The following is a 14,038-nucleotide window of genomic DNA, read 5'->3' on the forward strand; positions in this document are numbered from 1 at the left end:
CAGCGTGTTTGTCTTAAATCAGCAAGGCGTTGACTCGCTTCACATAGGCTGAAGGATCATCCGGCAAGCCGCCCTCAGCCAGTAAGGCCTGGTCAAACAGGATGTGCGCGAGATCGTCGAAGTGCTCGCTTGCTTCGAGTTTTTTCACCAGGGGATGCTGGGCATTGATCTCCAGAATGGGCTTGACCTCGGGCGCGGCCTGGCCAGCTTGCTTGAGCATTCGTGCCAACTGCGTTGACATGTCGCCATCCTGCACCACCAGACAGGCTGGTGAATCCACCAGCCGGGTCGTTGCGCGGACATCTTTGGCCTTGTCCTTCAAGGTTTCCTTGAGTCTGTCCAGAATCGGCTTGAACTGGGTCTGGGCTTCTTCGGCGGCTTTTTTCTCGTCCTCGTCCTGCAGCTTGCCCAGGTCCACCGCGCCTTTGGCCACTGACTGCAAAGGCGTGCCGTCAAACTCGTGCAGGTAGTTCAGCGCCCATTCATCAACCCGGTCGGTCATGAGCAGAACTTCGATTCCCTTTTTGCGGAAAATTTCCAGCTGCGGGCTGTTCTTGCCGGCCGCTTGGGTGTCGGCGGTGATGTAGTAAATCGCGTCCTGACCTTCCTTCATGCGCCCCTTGTAGTCGGCAAAGCTCACGGTGGTGGTGTCGGTGGTGGAGCTGGCAAAACGCAGCAGCTTGGCCAGGCGGTCGCGGTTGGCAAAGTCTTCGCCCAGGCCTTCCTTGAGCACGGCGCCAAACTCCGTGTAGAAGCTTGCAAACTTTTCTGGCTCATTCGTCGCCAGGTCTTCGATCATGGACAACACGCGCTTGGTGCAACCCTCACGGATGGCCTTGACCGCGCGGCTTTCCTGCAGCAACTCACGCGAGACGTTGAGCGGCAAATCTGACGAATCCACCACACCTTTGACAAAACGCAGGTAGGTCGGCAGCAAGGCCTGCGCATCGTCCATGATGAAGACGCGCTTGACGTACAGCTTGACGCCTGCGGCCTTGTCGCGGTTGAACAAATCCATGGGCGCCTTGCCCGGGATGAACAGCAACTGGGTGTATTCGGTCGACCCTTCCACGCGGTTGTGCGTGCTGGCCAGCGGTGGCTGGCTGTCGTAGCTGATCTGTTTGTAAAACTCGTGGTACTGCTCTTCAGTAATGTCTTTTTTGGAGCGGGTCCACAGCGCCGCGGCCTGGTTGACGGTTTCCCATTCATCGCTGGTGACCATCTCGCCCGGTTGATCGTTCTCGCCCTCTTTCCATTCTTCCTTGCGCATCAGGATGGGCAAGGAAATATGGTCGGAGTATTTGCTGATGATGCTTTTGAGCTTCCAGGTGTTGAGGTACTCGGCTGCGTCGTCCTTCAGGTGCAGGATGACGCTGGAGCCGCGCTCAGCGCGGTCGATGGTGTCGACTTCAAAGTCGCCAGTACCGGCGCTGGTCCAGCGCACGCCTTCGCTGGCTGGCAGGCCGGCGCGACGGCTTTCAACCGTGATTTTGTCGGCCACGATGAAACCTGAATAAAAGCCGACCCCGAACTGGCCGATCAGTTGCGCATCGTTTTTCTGGTCACCTGAAAGCTTGGCCACAAAGTCGCGTGTGCCGCTTTTGGCAATGGTGCCCAGGTTGTCAATGGCTTCCTGCTGCGACAGGCCAATGCCGTTGTCGCTGATGGTCAGGGTTTTGGCAGCCTTGTCAAAGCTGACCCGCACCTCCAGGTTGGGCGCGTTTTCGTACAACGCCGCGTTATTCAGCCCTTCAAAGCGAAGCTTGTCACACGCGTCAGATGCGTTGGAGACCAGCTCACGCAGAAAAATATCGGGATTGGAATACAGCGAGTGGGTGACCAGGTTCAACAGCTGGGCAACTTCGGCTTGAAAGGAAAGGGTTTGCTTGCTCATGTGGTTTTTTAAAACAGACGATTGAAAAAATGCTCCAGTCCGGGCCGCGGGTGCCCGCCGGAAAACCTCTAACTATACGAAATGGGGCGGGCGAGGCGCTTTTCAAGCATGTCCCCCACGTTTGTCATCCCGGACCTCGATCCGGGATCCATGTCTCCAGAGCCCAGAAGGTGGTTCATGCGAGATGGATCCCGGATCGAGTCCGGGATGACAGCCCAAAATGCCTTCCTAGCTCAGCCAGCTTTTCACCTGCGCATATACCGCTGGGCTATGCAGCAAAGCCATATGGCCGGTCTCACGGGCCACCCACTGCTTTTCCGGCGGAAAACCCAGTTCGCGGGCGGCATCGGCATGCTGCCCAAGAGCGCTGGATAGTGGAACCAGGCCGTCACCCAGCAACTGGTCCCCCGCCTGGCTTTTGTAACCGCTACCGGCCGCGCCCACGGCAGCCGCCACGGCATAACAAGCCATTCCGTTGGGAAGCGGGACTGGAGTCCTGCTGTCCGCCGCAGGCGCAAAGCGGTCAGCCCCCTGCCAGTCGTCCTGCAGCACATGACCGTGACGCAGGTCTGTGATGCCTGCGCTGCGGATCTGGCCGATGCGCGCAAAAGGGCGGGTCACCACATTGCTGCCCAGTACGACGTCCACCCAGTTGCCGACTCTTTCCAGAGGCGCGCCGTGGTGCGGGGTGCCCAGAAAGACAAGGTGTTTAAGTTTGCCCAGCCAGCTGTGGCCCTGCGCGGCGCCGCTGTGGCATGCACTGCGCGCAACGAGACCGCCCATGCTGTGAACCAGCAGGCTCAGCTCCTGCACGGGCTGCGGCCAGGCCTTCACCAGTTGCTCCAGCAACGCGGCGAATTGCCCGCCGTTGGTGGACGTGTGCAACCCGCTGTTGTAGTGCAGGTAGACCGGTGTGTAGCCAAGCTCCTTTGCGAGACTCTCGCCGAAATCACGCAAGTCGCCGGACGGATTTTTGGGACGCCACTGCAAGTCGTTCATGCAAAGGCCATGGACCAGCACCAGCAATTTGGAAGTGGCCCCGGGCAGGCGCCGCGCCAGCGCAGCCTTGTCCACGACCAGCGATTCGCCGTTGTGGCGCAGGCTCATTTCGATGGCAAGCGGATTAATGGTTTCCTGCAAGCGGTCACCCAGCACACCATTCAGAGCTGCCAGCACCGCCTCTCGCTGTGGTGAAGAGTTTTGCGGACCCGACTTGGGCGCTACGCGCGACAAAACGGCATCCACACCGCCGGCCGCCAGGCGCGTCACGCCTTTCACGCTGCCATACACCAGACCGGTGATGCCATATTTGTTAACGCCGGACTTGCCCGCCCCGCGATCTACAAATTTTTGCCCCGCCGGGCCAAAAGGCGCGGCGACGGTTTTGTAAACATTGCCCTGAACCTTCTCCGCCAGATCAGCCACACCCAAGGTGGCTTGTGCAGCGAGTTGCGCCAGGCCCTGGATGTCAGACAGATGCAGGTAGCCCGGCAGCTTTGAATTCTTAAAAATGTTCATGAGGTGCCAGGTAGCGCCACTGCCCCACCGGGAGGTGACCGAGGTTGACCTGACCAATGCGCACACGTTTGAGGCCAGTCACAAACAACCCCACCTGTTCACACATGCGGCGGATCTGGCGCTTTTTGCCTTCCCTGAGGATAAAGCGCAGTTGCTCGGGGTTTTGCCAGCTCACTTGTGCGGGCTTTAGAGGCTCGCCGTCCAGGCTCAGGCCGTGACACAGCAGCTTGAGTTTTTCGGGTGGAAAGGCGGCCTGCACGTTGAGGGTTTCTGCGCCGTAGCTGACGCGTACCAGATACTCTTTTTCTACTTCTGAATCTTCACCGATGAGGTGGCGCGCCACGCGGCCGTCCTGCGTGAGCACCAGCAAACCGATCGAATCAATGTCCAGCCGCCCAGCCGGCGCCAGGCCGCGCAGTTGCTCATGCCCCCAGCGCATGCGGCTGTTGCACTGGCTCCAGCGGTTGCCCGGTTGCACCAGCACCACTGCTGGCTCATGCCCGTCTTCTGCCTGGCCGCTGACATAACCAACCGGCTTGTTGATCAATATGGTGACTTGCTGGCGCTGCTGCTGCTCGGCCTCGCGTGCCACTTCAATGCGCGAATGGATGGACACCGGCTGCCCCATCACCGCTGGCGCGCCATCCACACGTACCCAGCCACGCGCAATCCAGTCGTCAGCCTCGCGGCGCGAGCACATGCCCAGCTCGGCCATGCGTTTGTTCAGCCGAATGGCGCTGCCGGTGGACGCAGGGGCAGCCTTGTCACCAGCGCGAATGCGGGTGGCTGCTGGTGGCGCGGGTTTGCGGGGAGGTAATTCAGACATCATTCACTATGAATTTAATAGCATACTATCGACGTCAATAAAGGGCGAAAGCACGATTTTACTTGAAGGCGCAACAAACAGGCTTTCAGACGTCATCTTGAAGCCCACGGCCTGCACTCACGCAAACACGCTCGACCGCAAGGCAACCAGATCCAGAACCCGAAGCCCGCCGTACTCCACACGGATCATGCCCTGCGCCTCCAGCGCGGCCAGGGCCTCATTGACCCGTTGGCGTGACAGCCCGACGAGGTAGGCCAACTCCTGCTGGGTGATGCGCAGGATTTCGCCCACGCCCGGGTAAAGCACGGGGTTGAACAGCGCCGCCAGACTGCGCGCCACACGGATGTCGGGATTGTTCATGCGGTCGATCTCGCGCGCGGCGATGAACTGCCCCAGCCGTTCGTTGAGCTGGTTCATCACAAAGCGGTTGAAACCAATGGAGTGGTCCAGCAGCCAGTGAAAGGTGTCGATGGGCACCCCTGCCACCACGCTTTTACGCAAAGCCTGAATGTTGTAGCGGTAGGGTTCGCGTTTGAGCGCCGTGCCTTCGCCAAACCACCCACCCGGCGGCAAGCCGGCAAATGTCATGGTTGCGCCCTGCGCGTTTTCGCTGCTCATCTTGAGCAGCCCTTCGACCACGCCGAACCAGTAGGTCACCGGTCGCCCGATGCGGCACACATGGTCACCCGGCAAGGCGTCACCCACCTGCAACTCGGCAAGCGCGCGCTCGCGCTCTGCAGGCAGCAACAAATGCAACCACGGAATGCCGGCGAGTTCATCGGCAGTGGGGATGCGACGGCGCTGGTGCAGTGACAAATCGCTGGACATGGATTGAATTTTCTAGCGGTGTTGCCCCGGGAAAGTCCGGACAGGGAGCACCCTTGGATTGTCGTCGGATGGACATTTTGCCGCCAATTGAAAGCATAGCATCGCCTCCTTCGTGCACCAAGTCCTTGTCCCCCACCCATCTGAAAGATCGCGATGAAATCACAACGCAACCTTCCCGCTTCAGCGTCATTGGCTCGCACCAGCCACCGAAACCTGACGCGACGCCACGTACTTGGCGCCATGGCCGCAGTGCCAGCGCTCGCGCATTTGTCGCTGCACGCACAAGACAATGGGATCATCAAAATCGGCCAGTCCATCGCGCTGACCGGCCCCTTGGCCGAACTCGGGCAGGCCATGCACCAGGGAGCCAAGGCCTGCTTTGCCGCAGTCAACGCCCAGGGCGGCGTTGCCGGACGCAAGATCGAACTCAGCGCTTTGGATGATGGTTATGACATCAAGCGCGCACTCGCCAATCTGGACACATTCCTCGCCGACAAAAACACCTTCGCCCTCTTCAACTGCATGGGCACACCGATGATCGAAGCCATGCTGCCAAAGGTCGTCGAAACCGGTATTCCCTTCTTCTCGCCATTCACCGGCGCCCTGGTAGCGCGCCCAAAAAATGCACGAAACGTGTTTAACATCCGCGCAAGTTATCCCGAAGAAGCCGAGCAACTGGTGCAACATCTGGCCACCATTGGCATCAAACGCATTGCCATCGCGTACCAGAACAACTCCTTCGGCAAAGAAGTTTATGAAGGCGCCAGGCTCGCCATGGAAAAGCACAAACTGACCGGAACCGCCATCGTCACGGTAGAGAACAATGCCTCGGACGCCGGCAGCGCCGCAACCAAATTGGCAGAGTCCAACCCCGAGGCCGTGCTCGTCGGCCTGGCTGGAAAGCCAACCATCGAATTCATCAAGGCTATCCGCGCAGTGCGCAAGGGCTTGCCGCTTTATGCGCTTTCCATCATGGGTACGTCCGCCACCATCAAGTCAATCGGCGAAGACGCGACCGGTATCGCCATCTCACAGGTCATGCCTCTGCCAACCAACACGGTGGTGCCTATGGTGCGTGAATTCCAGCAAGCCTGGAAAGCGACAGGCGCACAGCAAGAGGCCTCGCATCTGGCGCTGGAGGGCTATGTCAATGCCCGGGTGTTTGTCGAGGTACTGCGCCGCGCGGGGCGTGGCTTGACGCGCTCCAGCTTTATCGAAAACGCCTGGAATCTCAAACGCCACGACTTGGGCGGCTTCGAAATTGGATTTAGCGAACCGGGCAAAAACGCATCGCGTTTTGTGGAACTCACACTGGTCGGGCGCGAAGGCAGGTTCATCCGCTAAGTGATTCCTTCAGTCCCCGGGCACACCCCATTAGGACTTACCCGCAAATTGTCGTTGCAATGACAACGCAACGTCAAAGCGGGTCTTAGTATTGATTTCATTCGGCGGCTTTCCATCACGAAAGACCGCCGAAAACAGGAGACAAGTTCCGCATGTTGACCACTTTTCCCCGACTGCTGCTCAAGCACGCTGCCGAACGCCCCACGGCGCCGGCGATGCGCGAAAAGGAATACGGCATCTGGCAAGCGCACAGCTGGGCCAGCATGGCAACACTGGTTGAGCACATTGCCTGCGGTCTGCATCAAGCCGGACTGCAACGGGGTGAGCACATGGTGGTCATCGGTGCCAATCGCCCTCGCCTCTATGCCACCATGCTGGCAGCGCAGTCGCTAGGCGCCATCGCCGTGCCGCTCTATCAAGACGCCGTAGGTGCCGAGTGCGTGTTTCCGCTGACAAACGCCGAGGTGCGTTTTGTCATGGTCGAAGATCAGGAGCAGGTCGACAAACTTCTCGAAATCCGCGACCAGTGCCCCCAAATGGCACACATTTATTTTGACGATCCACGTGGGCTGCGCAACTACCAGGAACCCGGTCTCGTTGCGCTGGACCTTTTGGTCAATGAAGGCAAAACATTTGCGGCCCAGCAACCGGGCTTCTTTAAAGCCGAAGTGGAACGGGCACAGCCTGACGATGTTGCCGCGATGTTTTTTACATCCGGGACGACTGGCAATCCGAAGGGCGTAGTCCACACACACAACACCTTGCTGGACCGCGCGCAGGCGGGCGCCGAGTTTGACAAATTGACAAGTGACGAAGAGGTCCTCGCCTACCTGCCACCAGCCTGGATCGGGCAAAACATCTTCAGCTATGCGCAGTGGTTGTGCTGCGGTTACGTGGTCAACTGCCCTGAAAACGCGAGCACGGTCACCATTGACCTCAAGGAAGTCGGGCCGACCTACTACTTTGCGCCACCGCGCGTATTTGAGGGCCTGCTTACCAGCGTAATGATTCGCATGGAAGACGCGGGACTGATCAAGCGCAAGATGTTTCACGCCTTCATGGATGTGGCGCAGCGCGTGGGCCCCGCCCTGATGGACGGGAAGCCGGCAGGTATTGGCGACCGCCTGTGGTACGCACTGGGCACTGTGCTGGTTTATGGCCCGCTGCGCAACAACCTCGGCCTGAGCCGCGTGCGCGTGGCCTATACGGCGGGCGAAGCGATCGGCCCCGATCTGTTTACGTTTTACCGCTCCATCGGCGTCAATTTGAAGCAGCTGTATGGCTCAACGGAAACTGCAGTGTTTGTCTGCCTGCAACCGGACAACCAGGCACGCGCCGACACGGTAGGTGTGCCGATCCGCGGGGTGGAAATCAAGGTGGCCGACAACGGTGAGATTCTGGTCAAGTCGGCAGGGCTGCTCAAAGGCTATTACAAAAACCCGACTGCGACGTCGGAAGTTCTGACCGCCGACGGCTGGTACCACACCAGTGACGCCGGGTTTATCGATGCGACCGGCCATCTGAAAATCATCGACCGCGTAAAAGACGTGGGCCGCATTCATGGCGGAAGCAACGACGGAGCCATGTTTGCGCCCAAGTACGTCGAAAACAAACTCAAGTTTTTCCCTCACATCAAGGAAGTGGTGGCTTACGGAGATGGTCGCGAAAAAGTCTGCGTCATGCTCAACATTGACTTTGACGCGGTGGGTAACTGGGCTGAACGCCGCAACCTGCCGTACGCCGGTTACACCGACCTGGCGCAGAAACCCGAGGTGTATCAATTGATCAGGGAGTGCGTGGAAAAGGTCAACGCCGACCTGAGCGCCGACACCCTGCTCGCGGGTTCGCAGATCAGCCGCTTTCTGGTCCTGCACAAGGAGCTTGATGCCGACGATGGCGAGCTGACCCGCACCAACAAGGTACGGCGCGGCTTTATCGCCGACAAGTACCTGCCACTGGTCGACGCGCTGTACAGCGGAAAAACCGAACAGTTCATCGAAACCGTGGTCAAGTTTGAGGATGGGCGCAGCGGCAGCGTGAGTGCCACACTGAAGATCAGTGACGCCCAAACCTTTGCACCAGTGAAGGCGGCAGCATGAAGAAAATCGGCGACGTCATCCTCGACGTCAATAACATTTCCCTGAGTTTCGGCGGCGTGAAAGCGCTGGCGGATATTTCCTTCAACGTGAAAGAGCACGAGATTCGCGCCATCATCGGCCCAAACGGCGCCGGTAAAAGCTCCATGCTCAACTGCATCAACGGCGTGTATCAGCCGCAGCAGGGCAGCATTACCTTTCGCGGCCACACCTTCAAACACATGAACAGCCATCAGGTGGCGGTGATGGGCGTGGCCCGCACCTTTCAAAACCTCGCCTTGTTCAAAGGCATGAGCGTGCTGGACAACATCATGGCCGGGCGCAACCTGAAGATCAAAAGCAACCTGCTGCTACAGGCGCTGCGCATAGGTCCGGCGCAGAGGGAAGAGTTTCAGCACCGGGAGGCGGTCGAAAAAATCATCGACTTCTTGGAGATCCAGGCCTTCCGCAAAACGCCCGTCGGGCAACTGCCCTACGGCCTGCAAAAACGTGTCGACTTGGGCCGCGCGCTGGCCATGGAACCGCAAGTATTGTTGCTGGACGAACCGATGGCAGGCATGAACGTCGAGGAAAAGCAGGACATGTGCCGCTTTGTGCTCGACGTCAACGATGAGTTCGGGACCACGGTGGTCCTGATCGAACACGACATGGGCGTGGTGATGGACATCTCCGACCGCGTCGTGGTGCTCGACTACGGTAAGAAGATCGGCGACGGCACGCCCGACGAAGTCCGCAACAACCCCGACGTCATCAAGGCCTACCTAGGAACGAGTCAATGAATATGGCAAACCCCTGTTGCGGACTCGCTTCGCGTAGCCGCCTCTCCCCTTGCAGGGGACGCCCCCTGCAGCCCGGCGAAGCCGGTTCTGCGGCGGCTGCTGGAAATTGGAGCAACTGATGGCTTTTTTCTTGGAAACACTTCTCGGCGGCCTGATGGCCGGTATGTTGTATTCGCTGGTCGCGCTGGGTTTTGTGCTGATCTTCAAGGCCTCGGGCGTGTTCAACTTCGCGCAGGGCGCGATGGTGCTGTTCGCCGCATTGGCCATGGCCCGCTTCTCGCAATGGATTCCGGAGTGGACCGGCATTGAAAACCCCATCGTCGCCAACATCGCCGCCTTCGTGATTGCGGCCATCATCATGTTCGCCGTGGCATGGTTCATTGAACGTCTGGTACTGCGCCATTTGGTCAACCAGGAGGGCGCCACCTTGCTCATGGCCACCCTGGGCATTGCCTACTTCATGGAAGGCCTGGGGCAGACGATATTCGGCAGCAACATCTACAAGATCGACATCGGCATGCCGAAAGACCCGGTCTTCGTGCTCGACTCGATATTTCCGGGTGGCATTCTGATCAACAAGGAAGACCTGTACGCCGCGCTCATTGCCGCCGTTCTGGTTGCGGCCCTGAGCGTGTTTTTCCAGAAAACTGCCACCGGCCGGGCCCTGCGCGCCGTGGCCGACGACCATCAAGCGGCGCAGTCCATTGGTATCCCGCTCAACCGTATCTGGGTCATTGTCTGGTGCGTGGCCGGCGTGGTGGCCCTGGTGGCCGGCATGATATGGGGCAGCAAACTGGGTGTGCAGTTTTCACTGGCCACCGTCGCCTTGCGCGCCTTGCCCGTGGTGATCCTGGGTGGTTTGACTTCAGTGCCCGGCGCCATCATCGGCGGTCTGATCATCGGGGTCGGCGAAAAGCTTTCCGAGGTCTACCTCGGCCCGTTTGTCGGCGGTGGCATCGAGATCTGGTTTGCCTACGTGCTGGCCCTGGGCTTCCTGCTGTTCCGTCCGCAAGGACTGTTCGGTGAAAAAATAATCGATCGCGTATGAAATACGCGATCAACACGCTTGCGGGTTCTTCGCCGGATACGGCGAAGGAGTATTTTTCAGCGAAGACTCACTTTGCGCAGCAAAGTTAAGCGAAGCGCGTCGCAGCTAAAAGATCAACGAGATACCCAAATATGTTCTACAGAGAAAACGGCCAATTCAAAACCAGCTACCGGGCAGATCAGCAGATCTTTTCCATCCTGCAGGACCGCATTGCCATCGCGTTGCTGCTGGCCGTGGCCTTCGTGGTTGTGCCCCTGCTGGCGAGCGACTATCTGTTTCGCGCCATCCTGATTCCGTTTGTCATCATGTCGCTGGCCGCCCTGGGCGTGAATATCCTGGTCGGTTACTGCGGCCAGATTTCGCTGGGCTCGGGGGCTTTCATGGCGGTCGGCGCCTATGGTGCCTACAACTTCTTTGTGCGTATGCCAGGCATGCCGCTAATCCCCGCATTGATTCTGGGAGGCCTGTGTGCCACTTTCTTCGGCATCCTCTTTGGCTTGCCCAGCCTGCGCGTCAAGGGACTTTACCTGGCGGTTGCAACGCTGGCTGCACAGTTTTTTGCTGACTGGATGTTCCTTCGCATCAAGTGGTTCACGCTGGACACCCCGTCGGGGTCGGTGTCGGTGTCCAATCTGCAGGTGTTCGGCCTTCCGATCGAGAGTTCGGTGAGCCGCTACCTGCTGTGCCTGTGCATCCTGGCCGTGATGGCGCTGCTCGCCAAGAACCTGGTGCGCAGTGCCATCGGCCGCGAATGGATGGCCATCCGCGACATGGACGTCGCTGCCGCGGTCATTGGCATCCGGCCCATGTACGCCAAGCTCAGCGCGTTTGCCGTCAGCTCATTCATCATCGGCGTGGCGGGCGCACTATGGGCCTTTGTCTACCTCGGCGCCTGGGAGCCGGCCGCGTTTTCTGTCGACCAGTCTTTCCGTCTCCTGTTCATGGTCATCATCGGGGGCCTGGGCTCCATCATGGGCAGCTTCTTTGGAGCGGCCTTTATCGTGATCTTGCCCATCGCCCTGAACCAGTTCCTGCCGGTGTTTGCCGGCCTGTTCGGGATTGAAATTTCCACGGCCGGCGTGTCGCACGCCGAGCTGATGATTTTTGGCGGCCTGATTGTCTGGTTCCTGATCGTTGAGCCGCACGGTCTGGCCAAACTCTGGTCCGTAGGCAAACAGAAGATGCGGTTGTGGCCGTTTCCGCACTGAACATATGGCCCCCACGCTTGTCACTTCGTGTACTGCGCTGCCCCCCGAGGGGGCGCTGCGCCTGCGGCCCGGCAAAGCCGGTTCCGCGGCCCCGGCTGACCAAGAAGGAATACCTTTTCGCGATGCTCGAAATCACCGATGCGCTGCGGGCGGTTGGGTCGTTTACTGAGGTGCTGGTTTTTTAGGTGTGTTTTACATTTTTAGGAGACAACAATGAAGGTTCGTAACTTGATATTGGCGGCGGCAGTCCTTGCCACCGGCGCTTCGTCCATCGTGACGACCAGCGCATTTGCTCAAGCCAAGGAGCAGTTCATCCCGGTGCTGTCCTACCGCACTGGTCCTTATGGCCCGAACGGTGCCCCTTGGGCCAACGGCTATGTTGACTACATCAAGCTGGTCAATGCACGCGGCGGTCTCAACGGCGTGAAGATCACTTTCGAAGAATGCGAGACCGGTTATGACACCGCCCGCAGCGTGGAGTGTTATGAGCGGCTCAAGGGGAAGGGCGCCTCGCTGGTGCAGCCGCTGTCCACCGGCGCCACTTTTGCACTCACCGAAAAGGCTCCAGTCGACAAAATTCCCGTGGTCACCATCGGTTACGGACGCAGCGAAAGCGCGGACGGCACCGTGTTCAAGTGGAATTTCCCGATTGCCGGTACTTACTGGGTAGCCGCTGACGCCATTCTGCAGGCCATCGCCAAGAAAGAAGGCGGCTTCGACAAGCTCAAAGGCAAGCGCATCGCGCTGGTCTACCACGATAGCCCCTACGGCAAGGAACCCATCCCCCTGATGCAGGAACGTGCGGCCATGCATGGCTTCAATTTGCAGCTGTTACCGGTCACCGCACCGGGTGTGGAGCAAAAAGCCACCTGGCTGCAGGTCCGCCAATCCCGCCCCGACTATGTGGCGCTGTGGGGCTGGGGCGTGATGAACTCCACCGCTATCAAGGAAGCTCAGGCCACCGGCTACCCGCGTGAGAAGATGTACGGCGTGTGGTGGGCTGGTGCTGAGCCTGACGTGAAAGACGTGGCTGACGGCGCGAAGGGCTACAACGCAGTGACCATGCAGCATGGTGCTGAGCCCAACTCCAAGGTCGTCAAGGACATCCTGTCCATGGTGCATGCCAAGGGCCAGGGCACGGGTCCCAAAGACGAAGTCGGCCAGGTGCTTTACATGCGCGGCGCCATGAGCGCCATGCTGGGCCTGGAAGGCATTCGCTCCGCCCAAGACCGTTTTGGCAAGGGCAAGGTCATGACCGGTGAGCAGGTCCGCTGGGGCCTGGAAAATCTGAATCTGACACAGGCCAAGCTCGACGGCTTGGGGTTCGCTGGCGTGATGCGTCCGATCAGCACTTCGTGCACGGACCACATGGGCTCCGCCTGGGCACGTATCCACACCTGGGACGGCAAAGCATGGAAATTCACTTCCGACTGGCTGCAGGCAGATGAACAGATCATCAAGCCCCTGGTGAAATCCACTGCCGCCAAATACGCCGCCGAGAAAAAACTCACGGCGCGTACCCCGGCCGACTGCCAATCCTGATGCATTGAAAAACTCCACCCCCCTCCTGCGGGAGGGGGCGCGGCTCAGTCGAGCCGCCAAACGCCAGCGCTTTGAGACCCCTCGCAGCGCTGCCGTTTGGTTCCAATCAAGCAGAAACACCGTATGGAAAAACCTGACATCGCCAACGACATCGTCCTGAACGTCAACGGAATCGAGGTGATTTACAACCACGTGATCCTTGTACTCAAGGGCGTATCGCTTCAAGTACCCCAAGGCCGGATCGTCGCCATTCTGGGCGGCAACGGCGCGGGGAAGACAACCACCCTGCGGGCTGTCTCCAACCTGCTCAGAGGCGAACGCGGGGCAGTGACCAAAGGCTCCATCGAGCTGCGCGGCGAGCGCATTGAAAACCTGTCGCCCGCGGATCTGGTGCAGCGCGGCGTGGTGCAAGTCATGGAAGGCCGACACTGCTTTGCGCACCTGACAATTGAAGAAAACCTGCTGACCGGCGCCTACACCCGGAGAAGCAAGGCCGAAATCGCAGCCAATCTGGAGAAGGTTTACGCCTACTTCCCCCGCTTGATGACCCGGCGCACCTCCCAGGCCGCCTACACATCCGGCGGCGAGCAGCAAATGTGTGCCATTGGCCGCGCCTTGATGGCCAGCCCCACCATGGTGCTGCTGGACGAGCCATCCATGGGTCTGGCCCCACAGATCGTCGAAGAAGTATTTGAAATCGTCAAAGACCTCAACCAGAAGGAAAAGGTAACCTTTTTGCTGGCCGAGCAAAACACCAACATGGCCCTGAAATATTCCGACTATGGCTACATCATGGAGAGCGGCCGGGTTGTGATGGACGGGATGGCAAGTGACCTGGCCAACAACGAGGACGTCAAGGAGTTTTACCTTGGCGTGGGCGGCGGCGAGCGCAAGAGCTTCAAGGACGTCAAGAGCTACAAACGCCGCAAGCGCTGGCTCGCTTGAGGACGCCGAC

The 14,038-nt window shown here is 59.3% G+C and carries 11 protein-coding genes; 7 read left to right on the top strand and 4 right to left on the bottom strand.

What is annotated here, in order from left to right:
- Positions 1 to 13 precede the first annotated feature (13 nt).
- The 4 genes from htpG to VE934_RS14620 form a co-directional block, all read right to left on the bottom strand.
- The gene (gene htpG / locus VE934_RS14605) at positions 14 to 1,894 is read right to left on the bottom strand and encodes a molecular chaperone HtpG (protein WP_324888754.1); all 1,881 of its coding nucleotides are present in this window, start codon (positions 1,892 to 1,894) and stop codon (positions 14 to 16) included.
- 228 nt (positions 1,895 to 2,122) lie between these two features.
- Entirely contained in the window at positions 2,123 to 3,412 is a 1,290-nt protein-coding gene (locus VE934_RS14610) for an alpha/beta hydrolase (RefSeq protein ID WP_324888756.1), read from the bottom strand.
- Entirely contained in the window at positions 3,399 to 4,238 is an 840-nt protein-coding gene (locus VE934_RS14615; RefSeq protein WP_324888758.1) for a pseudouridine synthase, read from the bottom strand. Before VE934_RS14615 ends, VE934_RS14610 begins: the two co-directional genes overlap by 14 nt.
- 117 nt (positions 4,239 to 4,355) lie before the next feature.
- Positions 4,356 to 5,066: a Crp/Fnr family transcriptional regulator gene (locus VE934_RS14620; RefSeq protein WP_324888760.1), complete on the bottom strand. Its 711-nt coding sequence runs from the start codon at positions 5,064 to 5,066 to the stop codon at positions 4,356 to 4,358.
- A gap of 153 nt (positions 5,067 to 5,219) precedes the next feature.
- Here VE934_RS14620 and VE934_RS14625 point away from each other — a divergent pair, with 153 nt between their 5' ends.
- The 7 genes from VE934_RS14625 to VE934_RS14655 all read left to right on the top strand — a co-directional run bounded on the left by VE934_RS14625 (position 5,220) and on the right by VE934_RS14655 (position 14,028).
- Positions 5,220 to 6,410 carry an ABC transporter substrate-binding protein gene (locus VE934_RS14625; RefSeq protein WP_324888762.1) on the top strand — a complete coding sequence of 397 codons (1,191 nt, stop codon included), beginning with the start codon at positions 5,220 to 5,222 and terminating at the stop codon, positions 6,408 to 6,410.
- Positions 6,411 to 6,562: 152 nt separating this feature from the next.
- Complete coding sequence (locus VE934_RS14630; protein WP_324888764.1) at positions 6,563 to 8,509, top strand: AMP-dependent synthetase/ligase; 1,947 nt, start codon at positions 6,563 to 6,565, stop codon at positions 8,507 to 8,509.
- Positions 8,506 to 9,285 carry an ABC transporter ATP-binding protein gene (locus VE934_RS14635; RefSeq protein WP_324888766.1) on the top strand — a complete coding sequence of 260 codons (780 nt, stop codon included), beginning with the start codon at positions 8,506 to 8,508 and terminating at the stop codon, positions 9,283 to 9,285. The genes VE934_RS14630 and VE934_RS14635 overlap by 4 nt, the downstream gene beginning before the upstream one ends.
- A 118-nt stretch (positions 9,286 to 9,403) precedes the next feature.
- The gene (locus VE934_RS14640) at positions 9,404 to 10,333 is read left to right on the top strand and encodes a branched-chain amino acid ABC transporter permease (protein ID WP_324888768.1); all 930 of its coding nucleotides are present in this window, start codon (positions 9,404 to 9,406) and stop codon (positions 10,331 to 10,333) included.
- A gap of 131 nt (positions 10,334 to 10,464) precedes the next feature.
- Positions 10,465 to 11,541, top strand: coding sequence for a branched-chain amino acid ABC transporter permease (locus VE934_RS14645; RefSeq protein WP_324888771.1), 1,077 nt, complete (start codon positions 10,465 to 10,467; stop codon positions 11,539 to 11,541).
- 213 nt (positions 11,542 to 11,754) lie between these two features.
- Positions 11,755 to 13,083 (top strand): ABC transporter substrate-binding protein, encoded by a 1,329-nt coding sequence (locus tag VE934_RS14650; protein ID WP_324888773.1) that lies wholly within the window; start codon positions 11,755 to 11,757, stop codon positions 13,081 to 13,083.
- Positions 13,084 to 13,206: 123 nt separating this feature from the next.
- Positions 13,207 to 14,028, top strand: coding sequence for an ABC transporter ATP-binding protein (locus VE934_RS14655; RefSeq protein ID WP_324888775.1), 822 nt, complete (start codon positions 13,207 to 13,209; stop codon positions 14,026 to 14,028).
- The last annotated feature ends 10 nt before the right edge of the window (positions 14,029 to 14,038 follow it).

It is taken from the genome of Polaromonas sp. (genome assembly GCF_035638815.1).
Taxonomy (GTDB): domain Bacteria; phylum Pseudomonadota; class Gammaproteobacteria; order Burkholderiales; family Burkholderiaceae_C; genus Polaromonas.

What these genes read in the sequence shown, in the direction of transcription:
- htpG (WP_324888754.1), bottom strand. Translation starts at nt 1,894, where the DNA reads ATGAGCAAGCAAACCCTTTCCTTTCAAGCCGAAGTTGCCCAGCTGTTG.
- VE934_RS14610 (WP_324888756.1), bottom strand. Translation starts at nt 3,412, where the DNA reads ATGAACATTTTTAAGAATTCAAAGCTGCCGGGCTACCTGCATCTGTCT.
- VE934_RS14615 (WP_324888758.1), bottom strand. Translation starts at nt 4,238, where the DNA reads ATGTCTGAATTACCTCCCCGCAAACCCGCGCCACCAGCAGCCACCCGC.
- VE934_RS14620 (WP_324888760.1), bottom strand. Translation starts at nt 5,066, where the DNA reads ATGTCCAGCGATTTGTCACTGCACCAGCGCCGTCGCATCCCCACTGCC.
- VE934_RS14625 (WP_324888762.1), top strand. Translation starts at nt 5,220, where the DNA reads ATGAAATCACAACGCAACCTTCCCGCTTCAGCGTCATTGGCTCGCACC.
- VE934_RS14630 (WP_324888764.1), top strand. Translation starts at nt 6,563, where the DNA reads ATGTTGACCACTTTTCCCCGACTGCTGCTCAAGCACGCTGCCGAACGC.
- VE934_RS14635 (WP_324888766.1), top strand. Translation starts at nt 8,506, where the DNA reads ATGAAGAAAATCGGCGACGTCATCCTCGACGTCAATAACATTTCCCTG.
- VE934_RS14640 (WP_324888768.1), top strand. Translation starts at nt 9,404, where the DNA reads ATGGCTTTTTTCTTGGAAACACTTCTCGGCGGCCTGATGGCCGGTATG.
- VE934_RS14645 (WP_324888771.1), top strand. Translation starts at nt 10,465, where the DNA reads ATGTTCTACAGAGAAAACGGCCAATTCAAAACCAGCTACCGGGCAGAT.
- VE934_RS14650 (WP_324888773.1), top strand. Translation starts at nt 11,755, where the DNA reads ATGAAGGTTCGTAACTTGATATTGGCGGCGGCAGTCCTTGCCACCGGC.
- VE934_RS14655 (WP_324888775.1), top strand. Translation starts at nt 13,207, where the DNA reads ATGGAAAAACCTGACATCGCCAACGACATCGTCCTGAACGTCAACGGA.